This is a genomic window from Nocardia sp. NPDC003269 (assembly GCF_042888005.1).
GTDB lineage: Bacteria > Actinomycetota > Actinomycetes > Mycobacteriales > Mycobacteriaceae > Nocardia.
This window is the reverse complement of sequence record NZ_JBIAPA010000003.1, coordinates 479,996-493,368: the sequence shown is the minus strand read 5'-3', so window position 1 is coordinate 493,368 and position 13,373 is coordinate 479,996. Positions and strand designations below refer to the sequence as shown.

Here is a 13,373-nt window from a genome sequence, read left to right as displayed (position 1 = left end):
TCGCCGGTTTCTCGAATCTACCGGCGGTGGTGCTTACTTGGTCTGCTGGATGCGAACCATGTTGCCCGCGGGGTCACGGAAGGCGCAGTCGCGGATTCCGTAGGGCTGATCGGTGGGTTCCTGTACCACTTCGACGTCACCCGCCTGGAGCTTCTCGAACAGGCCGTCGAGGTCGTCGGTGGCGAGGTTGATGCCGGCGTAGGTGCCCTTGGCCATCATCTCGGTGATGACGCGGCGCTCGTCGTCGGTGATGCCGGGGTCGGCGGCGGGCGGGTGCAGCACGATCGCGGTGCTGGGCTGGTCGGGCGGGCCGACGGTGATCCAGCGCATGCCGTTGTAGCCGACGTCGTTGCGGACCTCGAAGCCGAGCGCGTCACGATAGAAGGCGAGGGCGGCGTCGGGGTCGTCCTGGGGCAGGTAGCTCTGGTGAATGGTGATGTTCATGGCGACCACGCTAATTGTCGCGGGAGACCGGCGCTTCTCGATTCCTGATCGGTCTGGTCACCTTCTTGACCACGCACGACGGCATGCCCTGGGTCGCCAGCGCCTCCTGCCGGTAGACGCTGGGCGGGACGCCGACGAGCTCGGTGAAGCGGGTGCTGAAGGTGCCCAGTGAGGACGATCCGACGGCGAAGCACACCTCGGTGACGCTGAGGTCGCCGCGGCGCAGCAGCGCCATGGCGCGTTCGATGCGGCGGGTCATCAGGTACGAGTACGGCGATTCACCGTAGGCGAGGCGGAATTGCCTGCTCAGGTGCCCGGCGGACATGTGCACGCCGCGCGCGAGGGCTTCGACGTCGAGTGGTTGGGCGTATTCGCGGTCGATGCGGTCGCGGACGCGGCGCAGCAGGGCGAGGTCCCGCAGGTGCTGGGGTCGCTCCGGCGTGCTGGTCACCTGCGCGATCGTCTCATGTCGGGGCGGGGTTTCCCAGCACGGGACGGTGTCATCGGCCGGTCTCTCGCCGGGCACGTGCGGTCGCCGGGCGGACGGCGGCGACCTGGTCGAGGAAGTGTGGACAGGTGCGGAAGTCCTCGGCGTCGCAGTCGAGGACGTGGGTGACGGCGTCGAGGGCGGCGCGGGTGCGGGCGAGCTGGTCGGCGAGGCGGGCCCGGTGCGCGTGCAGGACCTGCGTGCGGGTGGCGCGGTCGGGTGCCCGGGTGAACAGCAGGGCCAGGTCGTCCAGGGACAGTCCGGCTTTCTTTCCGAGGACGATCATGGCGATGGTGTCGAGGTCGGTGTCGCGGTAGCGGCGCCGGCCCGCCGAGTCGCGGTCCGGGGTGAGCAATCCGCGGTCCTCCCAGTGCCGCAGCACGTGGGTGGCGAGTCCGAAGTGTGCCGCCGCCGCGCCGATCGTGGTGTGCTCACCCGTCATTCGTCGAGCCTAGGCGGTGGCGCGGTAGCGGGTGACGACGGCGACGGGATGCCAGGGCAGCCGGACGGTGGTGGCGTCGACGGTGCCGAATCGGGCGCGCAGGGTGTCCTGGACGGCCCCGGCGCGGGTGAACCGGAAGTCGTAGACGGTGAGGGTGCCGCCGGGGCGGAGGATGCGGTGCAGTTCGTCGGCGGCCGGGTCGAGGTCGGGCCATTCGTGCATGCTCAGGCTGGAGACGGCGAGGTCGATGCTGGCGTCGGGGTGCGGGAGGTCGGTGACGTCGGCGACGGTGAGGTCGACGGGGTGGCCGTGCAGGTTGTGGCGGGCGATCTCGATCATGTGCGGGGACAGGTCGATGCCGTGCAGTCGCAGGTCGGGGCGCCGGGTCGCCACGTGGGACAGCAGTTTTCCCGGTCCGGTGCCGATGTCGGCGACGGTGGCGCCGGGTGCGGTCGCGGTGTCGATGTCGGCGGCGATGCGGCGGTAGAGGCCGCCGAGCAGCCGGGTGGCGCGGCGGTCGTAGCCGAGGCTGCGGGTGTGGTCGAAGGTGGTCATGGGACCACCGTGCCGGTTCAGGTCGACCTGAAGTCAAGCTCCGCGGTCGGACGGACGGCAGCGGTGCGGCCGGGCGCCCGCTGATACTGCCAGTACAGGTTGGTGTGGGCGATGACCTCGGCGGGTTGCGGTGCGCCCCACGGGGTTTTGTCGAAGGTGGTGTGGGCGTCGGCGACGAGGGTGACGTCGTAGCCGCGGACGAACGCGCCGTGGATGGTGGAGCGGATGCACGCGTCGGACTCGGCTCCGGCGACGACGAGGTGCCCGGCGCCCGCGTCGGCGAGCAGGTCGTCGAGCGGGGTGTCCTCGAAGGAGTCGCCGTAGCGTTTGTGGACGAGGGGTTCGTCGTCGGTGCGGGTGAGTTCGGGAACGTACTGCCAGGCCTCGGTGCCGGTGACGAGGTCGTCGGCGGAGTGCTGGACCCAGATCACCGGCACCGATGCGGCCCTGGCCCGGTCGACGAGTGCGGCGATATTGGCGACCACTTCGTCGCGCCGGATAGCTTCGCCGACGACGCCGTTCTGGACGTCGACGACGAGCAGTGCGGTGTGGGGGCGGTCGGGCAGGGTGGTCACGGCGAATCCCCTCGGTGGTGGTGCGGTGGTCAGAGCGGGCGCAGCACGACGATGCCCGGCGTGGTGCGGACGTAGTCGGCCAGCGGCGTGTCGAGGACCTGGTAGGCGGCCAGCGAGGACGCGTTGCGGAACATCGGGCCGTCGGCGGTCTGGACGATCAAACCGACGTGGGTGACGTCGAGGCCCGCGTCGGGAGTGTAGGCGCCGACGAAATCCCCGGTGCGCAGCCCGGCCACGACTCCCCCGTCGACGGCTGCCGCGGGAATGTGGGTGATCGCCCGGTCGACGACGGGCAGACCCGGCAGATAGGTGCCGCCGTCGGCTTTGGCGTTGAGGTGTTTGGTGACGGTGACCGCGGCGGGGCTCAGGCTCGCGGTGATATCGGTGGCGGCGACGCGCCCGGTGGCCGCCCAGTCGGTGAAGAAGTGTTTGCGCTGGGTGAATTCGACGCGGCTGTCGACGTAGCGGGTGGCGATCAGGTTGCTGACGAACTGGTCCCGGTCGGCCGAGCGGGACGCGGCCTCGAGGTAGTCCAGGAAGGTGAAGCAGTCGACGCGACGCAGGTCCACGACGAGCTGTTCGGGCTCGGTGGCCGAACCGATGAGCATGTTCGCCCCGTACGGCGTGCCGAGCAGGCGCGTGGACAGGCGCGCGAGCAGTTCCGCCCGGCTGATCGCGCCCGCGTCGGCGCGCACGCCGAGCAGTTCGTCGATCTTGCGGCTGCTGGTGTCGTCGACGGCCGGGGCCGCGAGCGCGGGCGTGGCGGCGCAGACCAGGGCGGCGAGCACGAGCAGGATCCGGACGATGATGCGCAAGACGCCTCCCAGCAGCCGGCGGTCGATCGGTGCGAGCGGTCTCCACCGTAGCCGACCCGGCAACCGGCGCTTCCGCCGTTGGGGACGTTGACCGCACGGAGTGATTGCAAGCAATTCGCGATCATCGCGGTACTGCGGGATCCCGGCGGGTTCCCGTACCGTTGGCGCAGGTGGTGCGTGTGCTCGCGGGTTCGCGAGTGAGTTGCTCGTGCAGGTTGTCGACAGCGTCGCCCGGGGTGGCGGAAGGGAAACCGACATGCGTGCTTTGACCGTGGTGCCCGAACAGGCCGGTTCGCTGAGTGTGCTGGACGTGCCGGATCCGGTGGCCGGGCCGAACGAGCTCCTCGTCGACGGGGTGTCGCTGGGCATCTGCGGCACCGACCGCGAAATCGCCTCGGGTATCTACGGATGGGCGCCGCCGGGGCGGGAACGACTGGTCCTCGGGCACGAGTCGCTGGGGCGGGTGCGCACCGCGCCGGCCGGAAGTGATTTCGTGCCGGGCGATCTCGTCGTGGGGATCGTGCGCAGGCCGGACCCGCAACCGTGCGGGGCGTGTGCGCGTGGGGAATTCGACATGTGCCGCAACGGGCAGTACGTGGAGCGCGGGATCAAGGAGATCGACGGGTACGGGTCGACCGCGTGGGTGGTCGACGCCGACTACACGGTGCGGCTCGATCCGTCCCTGGCCGAGGTCGGGGTGCTGATGGAGCCGACGACGGTGGTCGCCAAGGCGTGGGATCAGATCGAGCGGATCAACCAGCGGGCCTGGTTCGAACCGAAGACGGTGCTGGTCACCGGCGCGGGCCCGATCGGGCTGCTGGCGGCGATGCTCGGCGCGCAGCGTGGGCTCGACGTGCATGTGCTCGACCGGTCGACGGCGGGGCCGAAGCCGGGGCTGGTGGCCGATCTCGGTGGCACCTTCCACACCGGGTCCGCCACGGCGGTGGCCGAGAAGATCAGCCCGGATGTGGTGATCGAGGCGACGGGTGCGGCGGCGGTGACGCTGCAGCTGATGCAGTTCGACACTCCGGGCTCGATCGTGTGCCTGACCGGGGTGACGGCGGCGGGCAAGGATTCCCCGGTCGATGTCGGTGCGCTGAACCGCAATATCGTGCTCGACAACGCGGTCGTGTTCGGATCGGTCAACGCCAACCGGCACCACTACCAGCTGGCCGCCGAGTCGCTGGCGAAGGCCGATCCGGCGTGGCTGGCCCGGTTGATCACCCGGCGACTGCCGTTGGAGCGCGCGCTCGAGGCGTTCGAGCCGGGTGATCACACCGATATCAAGGTCGTCATCGACCTGTAGCGGGTCAGATCTTGCAGCCGTCCGGGCCGCACGTGTCGGCGTCGGTCTCGGCGACCACCAGCGGCGCGGGCCGGTCGTTCCAAGCGGTGGTCAGGGCCTGGGTGAAGACCTCGGTGGGCTGGGCACCGGAGACGGCGTACTTGTTGTCGAAGACGAAGAACGGCACGCCGGTGGCGCCGAGCTGGGCGGCTTCGCGTTCGTCCTGGCGGACCGCGTCGGCGTAGGCGTGTGGGTCGGCGAGGACGTCGCGCACGGCGGTCTCGTCCAGACCGGCGCGAACCGCAAGGGCGACAAGGCGTTCGGTGTCGGCGAAGACCGGTTCGGCTTCGGCGAAGTTGCCCGCGTACAGGGCGTCGAGCAGGGCGTCCTGCTTGCCCTGGTCCAGGGCGAAGTGCAGCAGGCGGTGCATGTCGAAGCTGTTGCCGTAGTCGCGGCCGGAGGTCTGGTAGGGCAGGCCGAGCTGGGCGGCCTGGGCGCCGATGCCGCGCTCGTTGGCGGCGGCCTGGTCGACGCTGATGCCGTATTTGGCGGCGATGCGCGGGATCACGGGGCCGGACTCGTCGGCGGGCAGGCCGGGATCGAGTTCGAAGGAGCGGTGCACGACCTCGACGTCGTCGCGATGGTCGAACTCGGCCAGTGCGGCTTCGAAGCGCGCCTTCCCGAGGTAGCAGAACGGGCAGTTGATGTCGGTCCAGATCTCTACTCTGGTGGTCAAGCGGGCCTCCTCCGGCACACGAAAATCCGGCGGCGAACCGCCGGAAATATCTGGACAGGCGTTCAATTCTCGGGGTACAACGCCGGCAACGAAGCCGCTATTCCCTGGCGCGTCCGGGCAGGACAGGACGAGCACGAAGGACATTGATGGGGTTCGACCAGCGGAGGGGGTGGGTGCAGGTGCCCGAAGGATTGACGGTGCCACGCGCGCTGGACGGGTTGTGGGCCGTGCGGCACGCCCAGAGCACGGCCAACGCCTGGTACGCCGACCCGGCGACCGAATTGCGGCCGATGCGCGGCACCGACGCCGAGGTCGAACTGACCGAGCTCGGGCACTGGCAGGCGCAGTGCCTGGGTGAGTGGCTGGCCGGTCTCGCCGGCGTCCAGCGGCCGGGACTGGCGGTCTGCTCCCCCTACCTGCGCACCCGGCTCACCTGGGCGGTGATGGCGGAGGCCGCCGTCACCCGGAACCGGCACCTGCGCCCGATCCACACCCTGGTCGACGAGCGGCTGCGTGACCGCGAGATGGGGGTGTTCGAACTGCACCCGTACAAGGCGATCCGGCGCCGCTCCCCCGAGGAGGCGGCCCGGCGCGAACGGGTCGGCAACTGGGTCTACCGGCCGCCCGGTGGCGAGTCGCTGGCCGATGTCGCCCTGCGGGTGCGCAGCTTCCTCGACGAACTCGACGTCGTCGCGGCGGGTGAGCAGGTGCTGGTGGTCACCCACGACGCGGTGGTGATGTCGATGCGCTACATCCTGGAGGGCATGGGCGCCGCCGTGCCCGACTCGCTCGAACCGGTCCCGAACGCGTCGGTGTCGCAGTGGCGGCGCGAGGGCAGCAGGCTGGGCCTGCGGGTGTGGGGCGAGGTCGGCCATCTCGGGGGTGCCGAGCAGGTCGGCTGAGCGCGGGGGCGTCCCCTGCGTGAGCGCGATGGAAGAATGCTGGTCGTGCATGTGGCGATCGGTCTGGTGATTCTCGTCGGCTCGGCGACCGCGCTGGCGGCGCTGGCGCGACGGTTCGGGGTGTCCGAACCCCTCGTCCTGACGGTCGCCGGCGTCGCCGCGTCCTATGTGCCGATGGTGCCGCAGGTGCATCTCGAGCCCGAGGTGGTGCTGCTGGGGCTGCTGCCGCCGCTGCTCTACACCGCGGCCCTGCGGACCTCGCTGGTCGACTTCAAGGACAATCTGCGCACGATCGCGTCGCTGTCGGTCGGGCTGGTGCTGTTCAGTACCTTCGCGGTGGCGCTGGTGGCCTGGTGGTTGCTGCCGATCCCGTTCGCGGCCGCGGTCGCCCTGGGTGCGGTGGTCGCGCCGCCGGACGCGGTGGCCGCGACGGCGATCGCGCGGCGCACCGGTATGCCGCGCAGCATCGTGACCGTCCTCGAAGACGAATCGCTGTTCAACGACGCGACGGCGCTGGTGTCGCTGCGCGGCGCGATCGCCGCCATGGCGGGTGCGGTGACGGTGTGGCAGATCGGCGGGGACTTCCTGCTCGCCGCGGTCGGCGGGGCGGTCGTGGGCGGGGCCGTCGCGGCGGCACTGGTGGTGCTGCGCAAGCGGATCAAGGACCCGGTCCTCGACACCACGGTGTCGCTGCTCGCCCCGTTCGTGGCGTACCTGCCCGCCGAGCACGTCCACGCCTCCGGGGTGATCGCGGTGGTGACCTGCGGGATGATCCTCGGGCACGGCGCGCAACGCTGGCAGGGCGCGGCCTCCCGGGTCGCCGAGTCGACGAACTGGCGGACCATCCAGTTCATCCTGGAGAGCACGGTCTTCCTGATCATCGGCCTGCAGGTGCGCTGGATCGTCGAGGCCGCCTGGCACAGCGGGCTGGACCGGGGCACCCTGCTGGTCGCCGCGGTGGCGGTGCTGGCCGCGGTGATGCTGGCCCGGCCGATCTGGGTGTTCACGCCGGTGCTGGTGGCCCGGCTGTTCGGGCGCGAGACCGAGCCGTTGAGCCATGCCGCCGTGGTGTCGTGGGCCGGAATGCGCGGCGTGGTGACCCTGGCCGCGGTGCTGCTGCTCCCCGAGTCGACCCCGCAGCTGCCGGTGCTGGAACTGCTGGCACTGGTGGTCGTCGGCGGCACCCTGCTGGTGCAGGGCACCTCGCTGCCGTGGCTGGTGCGGTTGCTGCGGTTGCGCGGACCCAGCCGGGCCGAGGACGCGCTCGCGAAAGCCGATCTGCTGCAACAGGCGTCGAGCGCGGGGCTGGCCGAGCTGGACAAGCGGATCGGCCCGGACACGCCGGAACCGGTGATCGAGTCGCTGCGGCAACGGCTGATCTGGCGTACCAACGCGGCCTGGGAACGCCTGGGCCGCCCCGAGGCCGAACTGGTGACCCCGACCGCCGAGTACCGGCGCCTGCGGCTGGCGATGCTGGCCGCCGAACGCGATGCCGTGCTCGCGGTCCGGGACGCGGGCGCGGTGGACTACGAAGTGCTGCAGCACGTTCTCGCGCGCCTGGACCTCGAGGAATCGATGATCGACCGCTTCGACGAAGCCGACGACGAACCCGGCACCGAACCGCTCTCGGGCGCCGCGCCCGCCGACGGCTGCACCCACCTCGAACACGCGCCGCTGCTGCGGGAGCCGGACGGTGCGCTGGTGTGCCGGGAGTGCGTGGCGGAGGGGTTGGCCTGGGTGCATCTGCGGATGTGCACCGACTGCGGCAATATCGCGTGCTGTGAGTCGTCGCTGGGCAATCACGCGAGCGCCCACTACCGGTCCTCGGCGCATCCGGTGATGCGCAGCGTCGAGCCGGGCGAGGTGTGGCGCTGGTGCTACGTGGACGAGTTGCTCGGCTGAGGCCGGTGCGAATAGATCAGCCGCGCGTATTCGGCGAGCAGCTGGTCGAGTTCGGTGGGTTCGCCGGTGGCGGCGAGCTGCTGGTAGCCGATCAGCATCGCCATGCCGAACTCGGTGACGACGGTGGCGGTGGCCGTGTCACCGACGACGCTGTCGATCACGCGATGCACGGTGCGACGGCGGGATTCGTCGACGCGCTTGACCGTCACGTGGACCGACTCGTCGTTGGCCGCCCAGGCGCGCAGCGCGGCTTCGGCGCCGTGTTCGAGTCCGCCCGCCAGTTCCGACATGGCGCGCACGTCGGCGTCCGGATCGCCGTGGCCGACATCGAGCGCGCGTAGCTCGAGCATCTGCCGGTTCTCCCAGTGCTCGAGCAGGGTGTCGACGAACCCCTGCCACGAGCCGAAGTGGTGGTAGAACGAGCCGCTGGTGACCCCGAGGCGACGGCACAGCACACCGATGTTGAGGCCTTTGAAGCCGAACTCGGCGAGCACCGCCACGGCGGTGTCGTAGTACTGCTCCTTGGTGACCACTCGGGACATCGCGATGCCGATCTGTGCGTGCGGACAGGACCGAAGAATGCGAACAGTACCCGATCGTAACGAGGACTCGCGCGAGCATAACGAAGTCTATGCTGTGGCGGAATCACGCAACGTGAGATCGAAATACCAAGTGCTGGAAGCAAATCCGTGCGCTACCAGGTGACGAGTGCACCCGGATGGAATAACAGAGCAGACGCTCTGTAAACTTTTGTTCATGCCGAGACCGCGAACTCACGACCCGGAGACCGTGCTGGACGCCGCCGAGCACCTCGCCGCGCGCTCCGGGTCCGCGGCGGTGACCGTGCGCGCGGTCGCCGCCGCGACCGGGGTGTCCAACGGCGCGCTGTACCACACCTTCGGCTCCCGCCAGGAAGTGCTGGCGCGCACCTGGTTACGCGCCGCCCGCCGCTTCCTGGCCCTGCAGGCCGCCGACATCGATCGCGCCGTCGCCGCCACCGACCCGGACGCGCGGATCGACGCGGTGGTCGACGCCGCCGAGACGCCGGCGCGCCTGGCCGACGTCCACCCCGACTCGGCACGCCTGCTGCTGCTCGTCGACCGCACCGAACTCCTCGACGGCGATCTGCCCGCCGACCTCGCCCGCCAGATCGCCGACACCGAGAAGGCCTTGCTGACCGCGCTGTCGCGCGTCGCACGGGCGCTGTGGGGCCGGGCCGACCGGCGCGGCGTCGCCACCGTCACCACCTGCCTGGTCGACCTGCCGACCGCGCTGCTGTTGCGGCGCGACCGGCTCACCGATCCCCTGGCCCGCAGGCATCTGCGCGCCGCTGTCCGTGCCGTGCTCGAACTCGGCCCCCGCTGAAAGGAATCCCTCCATGCCCACCCTGCGCCACCACGACGCGATCGCGATCCTCGACCTCGGTGACGGGGAGAACCGCTTCTCCCCCGACTTCATCACCGAGGTGCACGCCCACCTCGACACCGCCGTCGCCGAGGGCGCGGCCGCGCTGGTGACCACCGCGACCGGCAAGATCTACTCCAACGGTCTGGACCTGGACTGGTTGTCCGCCAACGGCGATCGCGCCGCCGAGTACGTCGAAGCCGTGCACACCCTGTTCGGCCGCATGCTCACGCTGCCGATGCCGACCGCCGCGGCCATCGGGGGGCACGCCTTCGGCGCGGGCGCCATGCTCGCCGTCGCCCACGACTACCGGGTCATGCGGGCCGATCGCGGCTTCTTCTGCTTCCCCGAGGCCGACATCCGGATCCCGTTCACCAACGGCATGGCCGCGCTGATCCAGGCCAAGGTGCCGCCGCGGACCGCGGTCGCCGCGATGACCACCGGCCGCCGCTTCGGTGGCACCGACGCGCTGGCCTACGACCTGGTCGACGCCGCCGTCGGCGAGGACGCGGTGCTCGACACCGCGCTGGCGACCGTCGCCCCGTTCGGCGGCAAGGACCAGCCCACGCTGACCGCGATCAAGTCGGTGATGTTCGCCGGCGTGCTGGACGCGTTGCGCGGCAAGGACTGACGCGGCTCACGGCAGCCGGGGGCCCTTGCCCAGATAGACGTCACCACGATCGTCGCTGGCCCAGCCGCCCCCGGTGTAGTCGCCGAGCACGAAACACGCGTCGCAGAACTGCTTGCCGAACACCGACAGGTAGATGCTGCGGTAGGAACTGATCGCCCGCATCTTCACCGACTTGTAGGCGGCCTGAGCGCTGGGCTGGGCCTCCAGGAACGCGTAGCGGCGGAAGTCGGCGACCGGTTCGGTGGAGAAGCGCACCAACCCGAGCCTGCTCAGATTGCCCAGGTAGTGGTGATCGCGTTCGGGCAGTGCGCAGCCGGCCATGTAGGCGATCATGTTGATGCCGTCGGCCAGGCGCTGCGAGCCGATCCCGAACGGCGCCTTGGTGCGGATGTCGATCGCGGGTTGTGGGCCGGCGACGGCCAGGAACCGCAGGATGCGCGCCTCGTCGGGGGTCAGGTCGTGCAGGATCGGCACGAACGAGGGATGCAGGTCGCGAGGCTGCTGCGCCGAATCCCAGCCCTCGGTGATCATCGCGTCGCCCATGGCCTTCAGATCCGCGGCGCCGACACTGGTTTCGGCCTGCCCGTACACGCCCGACGCGGTGCTGGTGAGCCCGAGCGCGCCCAGGGCGATCTTGCGCAGCGCGTCGATGCGCTCGTCGATGATCTGCGACATCGGCTCGCCCGCGCGGATGTCGTCGGCGAGGTCGGTGGCGGTGTGCAGCGCGCCCTTGGTGACCGCGCCGACGATGTGGCGCAACGACAGTCCCGCGATGCGCGCCAACCCGACCAGGTCGGTCGGGATCCCGGGCTCCGGGGTGGGTTCGGGCAGGTTCTCGCGGTCGTCCATGCTCACGCTCCGAAGACCAGTAGGTGCAGGGCGCCGACGAGCACACCGAGCGCGCCGCCGTGCGCGTAGAGCAGCCAGGCGTCCTGTTCGATGGCGGTGTAGAGCATTTCGACGAACTCCTCCGGCGGCAGTTCGCGCAGTTTCTCGGTGGCCAGGCGGTCGACGCTGGCCGCCGTGGTCTGGGAGAACTCGACATCGTCGACCAGCCACGGCTTCATCTCCGTCGCCAGGCTCGCGCCCGCGGTGGCCTGGATGGCGTCGAACTGGCGGGGCCCCACCGCGAGCCGGGTCACCGACCGCAGCGGCCCCAGCACCCGGTCGATCTCGGCCTTGAGGAAGTGAGCGATGACCGCGCGGGTCTTGTCGCCGCTCGGCCCCTCCAGGAGCTGCTCGGCGACGACGTCGAGAGTGACGATCTGATAGCCGATCGCGTGCCCGAGATCGGCCGCGGCCTGATGCTGACGTTTGGCGAATTTCGCCACCCGCCACGGATATTTGTAGCGCGGTTGCGGGGTGGCCGGTTCGAACACCACCTTGATGGCGATGATGTTGACCAGCACACCCACCACCGCGCCGCCGAACAGCACCCACGCCCACGCGGGCAGGAAGTGCAGGATGTCGTAGAGCCAGCCGGGCAGCGAGATCAGGGCCGGGGTGTCCCCGTGCGGGGTGCTGTAGTGCAGCAACGACAACCACAGCGCGACGACGACCCCGAACGGGAACCCGATCACCCCGCTGCGGGTCATGAAGCGCAACTCCGGTGCGCCGAGCCCGTAGATGACGTCCTTGAGCAGTTCCGGGCGCCGCCGCAGATAGCCGACGACCATCAGTTTCACATCGAGCAGCTGGTCGATATTGGCGCCGATGAAGTCGAAGGCGCGATCGGTGATCGCGGGCAGTTCCGCCTCCACCCGCGAGTACACGACTTCGCGTGCGCGCGGCGGCATGTCGGCCCACAGCTGCGGATGCTCGGTCACCATGATCGAGTCGACCATCGACCGTACGTTCGGCAGCGCCACCTGGGCGACCTGCGCGGAGATCTTGCGCGGATCCATCTGGTCGAAGAAGTCCTTGGCCGTGCCGATCTTGGCGACGGCGTTGTCGACCATCAGGCTGGCCATCTTCTCGGCGCGGGCCGGGATGAAGCCCTGGAAGCCGAGGATGCCGCCGGGGGCGAAGGTGGGCAGGATCTGCACCTTGCGCGGCAGCAGCGGGAAGATCGTCTTGAGGCCCGGCACATAGAACCCGGTGAAGCGCACCGGCGCGAACAGCATGATGACACCGGTCCAGTTGGTGATCAGGCCGGCCATGGCGCTGAAGATCGGAATGCTGATCATGTCGACCCAGAACTTGCTCAGGCCGGTCGTCTTCTCCCAGTCGAGCAGGCCGAAGAAGCCCGCCGCTTCGATCCCAGCATTCATCCGGCGTCCACTCCGTCGTGTTCCGAACCTCGCGCGTTCGGGTCATCATAAGTGACCGACCAGGTGGTTTCGGGCAGCTTTCGTGGTTACCCGCTAAACCGGAGCAAACCTGAACTAAAACCTTCAACTCAGCCGTGGGTGGTGTTCACCAGCAGGAGGTTGGTGTCGATGTCGTGGGTGACCTTGTTGGCGACCGAGCCCAACAGCCGTGCGGGACCGCTCATTCCGCGATTGCCGATGACGACCAGGTCGTATTTCCAGGCCGCGTTGCAGATCGCCTCGGCCGCGGGCACGCCGGTGAGGACATCACGGCCGAACAGCTCCGGATCCTCGACCTGGGCCTGGCCTTCGACCTCGATCAGCGTCACGGCGCCGTCGTCGTCGGTCTTGGCGGCGGTCACCAGGAACGGGCGGGCGCCGAGCGCGACGGCCACCTCGTAGCCGCGGCGCACCGCGGTGATCGAGCTGGCCGACCCGTCGGTGGTGAGACCGACGGTGGTCCAGCGTTTCGGGATCTTGTGGGTGAACACCACATCGGATTCGCTGTGGTGGGACACGTGATTGGCGGTCGACCCCAGCAGGCGCGCCTTCGAACTGCCCAGCCCGCCCCCACCGATGACCAGCAGGGTGCCGGGTTCGGCGGCGGCGACCTCGAGCAGGACCGCGCCCGCCGTGCCGGGCAGTTCGCTGCGCAGCACCTCGGTGACACCCACCTCGGCGAGCACCTCGGCGGCGGCCGCGGTGTTCTCCTCGGCCCAGGCGGCGTCGGTGCCTGCCTTCAGCGTCGCTTCCTTCCAGACGCTTACGACGGTGACCCCGAGTGCGAGCTTGACCGCGAGTTCGCCGCCGACGGCGACCGCCGTCTGCGCGGACTCCGAGCCGTTGGTCCCCACCACGATGCGCTGGTACCCCATGTGACGCTCTC

At 69.9% G+C, this 13,373-nt stretch carries 16 protein-coding genes; 5 read left to right on the top strand and 11 right to left on the bottom strand.

Annotation, left to right across the window (positions count from 1 at the left end; translation table 11 throughout):
- Window positions 1-33: 33 nt before the first annotated feature.
- Genes ACFYWJ_RS22285 through ACFYWJ_RS22260 form a run of 6 tightly spaced genes read right to left on the bottom strand, consistent with a single transcriptional unit; the run spans window position 34 to window position 3,318 of the window.
- A complete protein-coding gene (locus ACFYWJ_RS22285) occupies window positions 34-444 on the bottom strand; it encodes a VOC family protein (protein ID WP_355272109.1) in 411 nt (136 codons plus the stop codon).
- A 10-nt stretch (window positions 445-454) separates the two neighbouring features.
- Window positions 455-895, bottom strand: a complete 441-nt coding sequence (locus tag ACFYWJ_RS22280; protein ID WP_218720192.1) for a helix-turn-helix transcriptional regulator — start codon at window positions 893-895, stop codon at window positions 455-457.
- Between the two features lie 49 nt (window positions 896-944).
- The gene (locus ACFYWJ_RS22275; RefSeq protein ID WP_355272111.1) at window positions 945-1,373 is read right to left on the bottom strand and encodes a MerR family transcriptional regulator; all 429 of its coding nucleotides are present in this window, start codon (window positions 1,371-1,373) and stop codon (window positions 945-947) included.
- Window positions 1,374-1,382: 9 nt separating this feature from the next.
- On the bottom strand, window positions 1,383-1,928 hold the full coding sequence (locus ACFYWJ_RS22270; RefSeq protein WP_355272113.1) for a class I SAM-dependent methyltransferase: 546 nt from the start codon (window positions 1,926-1,928) through the stop codon (window positions 1,383-1,385).
- 17 nt (window positions 1,929-1,945) lie between these two features.
- A complete protein-coding gene (locus tag ACFYWJ_RS22265) occupies window positions 1,946-2,503 on the bottom strand; it encodes a cysteine hydrolase family protein (protein WP_355272114.1) in 558 nt (185 codons plus the stop codon).
- A gap of 29 nt (window positions 2,504-2,532) precedes the next feature.
- Entirely contained in the window at window positions 2,533-3,318 is a 786-nt protein-coding gene (locus tag ACFYWJ_RS22260) for an N-acetylmuramoyl-L-alanine amidase-like domain-containing protein (protein WP_355272116.1), read from the bottom strand.
- Window positions 3,319-3,574: 256 nt separating this feature from the next.
- Between ACFYWJ_RS22260 and ACFYWJ_RS22255 the strand changes: the two genes are divergently transcribed.
- Window positions 3,575-4,624: a glucose 1-dehydrogenase gene (locus ACFYWJ_RS22255; RefSeq protein ID WP_355272118.1), complete on the top strand. Its 1,050-nt coding sequence runs from the start codon at window positions 3,575-3,577 to the stop codon at window positions 4,622-4,624.
- A gap of 4 nt (window positions 4,625-4,628) precedes the next feature.
- Here ACFYWJ_RS22255 and ACFYWJ_RS22250 read toward each other — a convergent pair whose 3' ends face one another.
- Entirely contained in the window at window positions 4,629-5,339 is a 711-nt protein-coding gene (locus ACFYWJ_RS22250) for a DsbA family oxidoreductase (RefSeq protein ID WP_355272120.1), read from the bottom strand.
- A 197-nt stretch (window positions 5,340-5,536) separates the two neighbouring features.
- Between ACFYWJ_RS22250 and ACFYWJ_RS22245 the strand changes: the two genes are divergently transcribed.
- Both ACFYWJ_RS22245 and ACFYWJ_RS22240 read left to right on the top strand, forming a co-directional pair.
- Complete coding sequence (locus ACFYWJ_RS22245) at window positions 5,537-6,241, top strand: histidine phosphatase family protein (RefSeq protein WP_355272122.1); 705 nt, start codon at window positions 5,537-5,539, stop codon at window positions 6,239-6,241.
- 36 nt (window positions 6,242-6,277) lie between these two features.
- Entirely contained in the window at window positions 6,278-8,143 is a 1,866-nt protein-coding gene (locus ACFYWJ_RS22240; protein ID WP_355272124.1) for a Na+/H+ antiporter, read from the top strand.
- Here the strand turns inward: ACFYWJ_RS22240 and ACFYWJ_RS22235 are convergent.
- Complete coding sequence (locus tag ACFYWJ_RS22235; RefSeq protein WP_355272126.1) at window positions 8,119-8,685, bottom strand: TetR/AcrR family transcriptional regulator; 567 nt, start codon at window positions 8,683-8,685, stop codon at window positions 8,119-8,121. The genes ACFYWJ_RS22240 and ACFYWJ_RS22235 overlap by 25 nt on opposite strands.
- Window positions 8,686-8,899: 214 nt before the next feature.
- Between ACFYWJ_RS22235 and ACFYWJ_RS22230 the strand changes: the two genes are divergently transcribed.
- Together ACFYWJ_RS22230 and ACFYWJ_RS22225 are read left to right on the top strand one after the other, a co-directional pair.
- The gene (locus ACFYWJ_RS22230) at window positions 8,900-9,508 is read left to right on the top strand and encodes a TetR family transcriptional regulator (RefSeq protein ID WP_355272128.1); all 609 of its coding nucleotides are present in this window, start codon (window positions 8,900-8,902) and stop codon (window positions 9,506-9,508) included.
- Between the two features lie 13 nt (window positions 9,509-9,521).
- Window positions 9,522-10,178, top strand: a complete 657-nt coding sequence (locus tag ACFYWJ_RS22225) for an enoyl-CoA hydratase-related protein (protein WP_355272129.1) — start codon at window positions 9,522-9,524, stop codon at window positions 10,176-10,178.
- A gap of 6 nt (window positions 10,179-10,184) precedes the next feature.
- Here the strand turns inward: ACFYWJ_RS22225 and ACFYWJ_RS22220 are convergent, their stop codons facing one another.
- The 3 genes from ACFYWJ_RS22220 to ACFYWJ_RS22210 all read right to left on the bottom strand — a co-directional run bounded on the left by ACFYWJ_RS22220 (window position 10,185) and on the right by ACFYWJ_RS22210 (window position 13,362).
- Window positions 10,185-11,027, bottom strand: coding sequence for an Abi-alpha family protein (locus tag ACFYWJ_RS22220; protein WP_355273024.1), 843 nt, complete (start codon window positions 11,025-11,027; stop codon window positions 10,185-10,187).
- A gap of 2 nt (window positions 11,028-11,029) precedes the next feature.
- A complete protein-coding gene (locus tag ACFYWJ_RS22215; RefSeq protein ID WP_355272131.1) occupies window positions 11,030-12,448 on the bottom strand; it encodes a hypothetical protein in 1,419 nt (472 codons plus the stop codon).
- Window positions 12,449-12,576: 128 nt separating this feature from the next.
- Window positions 12,577-13,362 carry a universal stress protein gene (locus ACFYWJ_RS22210; RefSeq protein WP_355272133.1) on the bottom strand — a complete coding sequence of 262 codons (786 nt, stop codon included), beginning with the start codon at window positions 13,360-13,362 and terminating at the stop codon, window positions 12,577-12,579.
- Window positions 13,363-13,373: the final 11 nt, after the last annotated feature.

Excerpts from the sequence above, each read along its gene's own strand:
- ACFYWJ_RS22285 (WP_355272109.1), bottom strand. The coding sequence starts at position 444 with ATGAACATCACCATTCACCAGAGCTACCTGCCCCAGGACGACCCCGAC.
- ACFYWJ_RS22275 (WP_355272111.1), bottom strand. The coding sequence starts at position 1,373 with ATGACGGGTGAGCACACCACGATCGGCGCGGCGGCGGCACACTTCGGA.
- ACFYWJ_RS22270 (WP_355272113.1), bottom strand. The coding sequence starts at position 1,928 with ATGACCACCTTCGACCACACCCGCAGCCTCGGCTACGACCGCCGCGCC.
- ACFYWJ_RS22255 (WP_355272118.1), top strand. The coding sequence starts at position 3,575 with ATGCGTGCTTTGACCGTGGTGCCCGAACAGGCCGGTTCGCTGAGTGTG.
- ACFYWJ_RS22240 (WP_355272124.1), top strand. The coding sequence starts at position 6,278 with ATGCTGGTCGTGCATGTGGCGATCGGTCTGGTGATTCTCGTCGGCTCG.
- ACFYWJ_RS22235 (WP_355272126.1), bottom strand. The coding sequence starts at position 8,685 with ATGTCCCGAGTGGTCACCAAGGAGCAGTACTACGACACCGCCGTGGCG.
- ACFYWJ_RS22230 (WP_355272128.1), top strand. The coding sequence starts at position 8,900 with ATGCCGAGACCGCGAACTCACGACCCGGAGACCGTGCTGGACGCCGCC.
- ACFYWJ_RS22225 (WP_355272129.1), top strand. The coding sequence starts at position 9,522 with ATGCCCACCCTGCGCCACCACGACGCGATCGCGATCCTCGACCTCGGT.
- ACFYWJ_RS22220 (WP_355273024.1), bottom strand. The coding sequence starts at position 11,027 with ATGGACGACCGCGAGAACCTGCCCGAACCCACCCCGGAGCCCGGGATC.
- ACFYWJ_RS22215 (WP_355272131.1), bottom strand. The coding sequence starts at position 12,448 with ATGAATGCTGGGATCGAAGCGGCGGGCTTCTTCGGCCTGCTCGACTGG.
- ACFYWJ_RS22210 (WP_355272133.1), bottom strand. The coding sequence starts at position 13,362 with ATGGGGTACCAGCGCATCGTGGTGGGGACCAACGGCTCGGAGTCCGCG.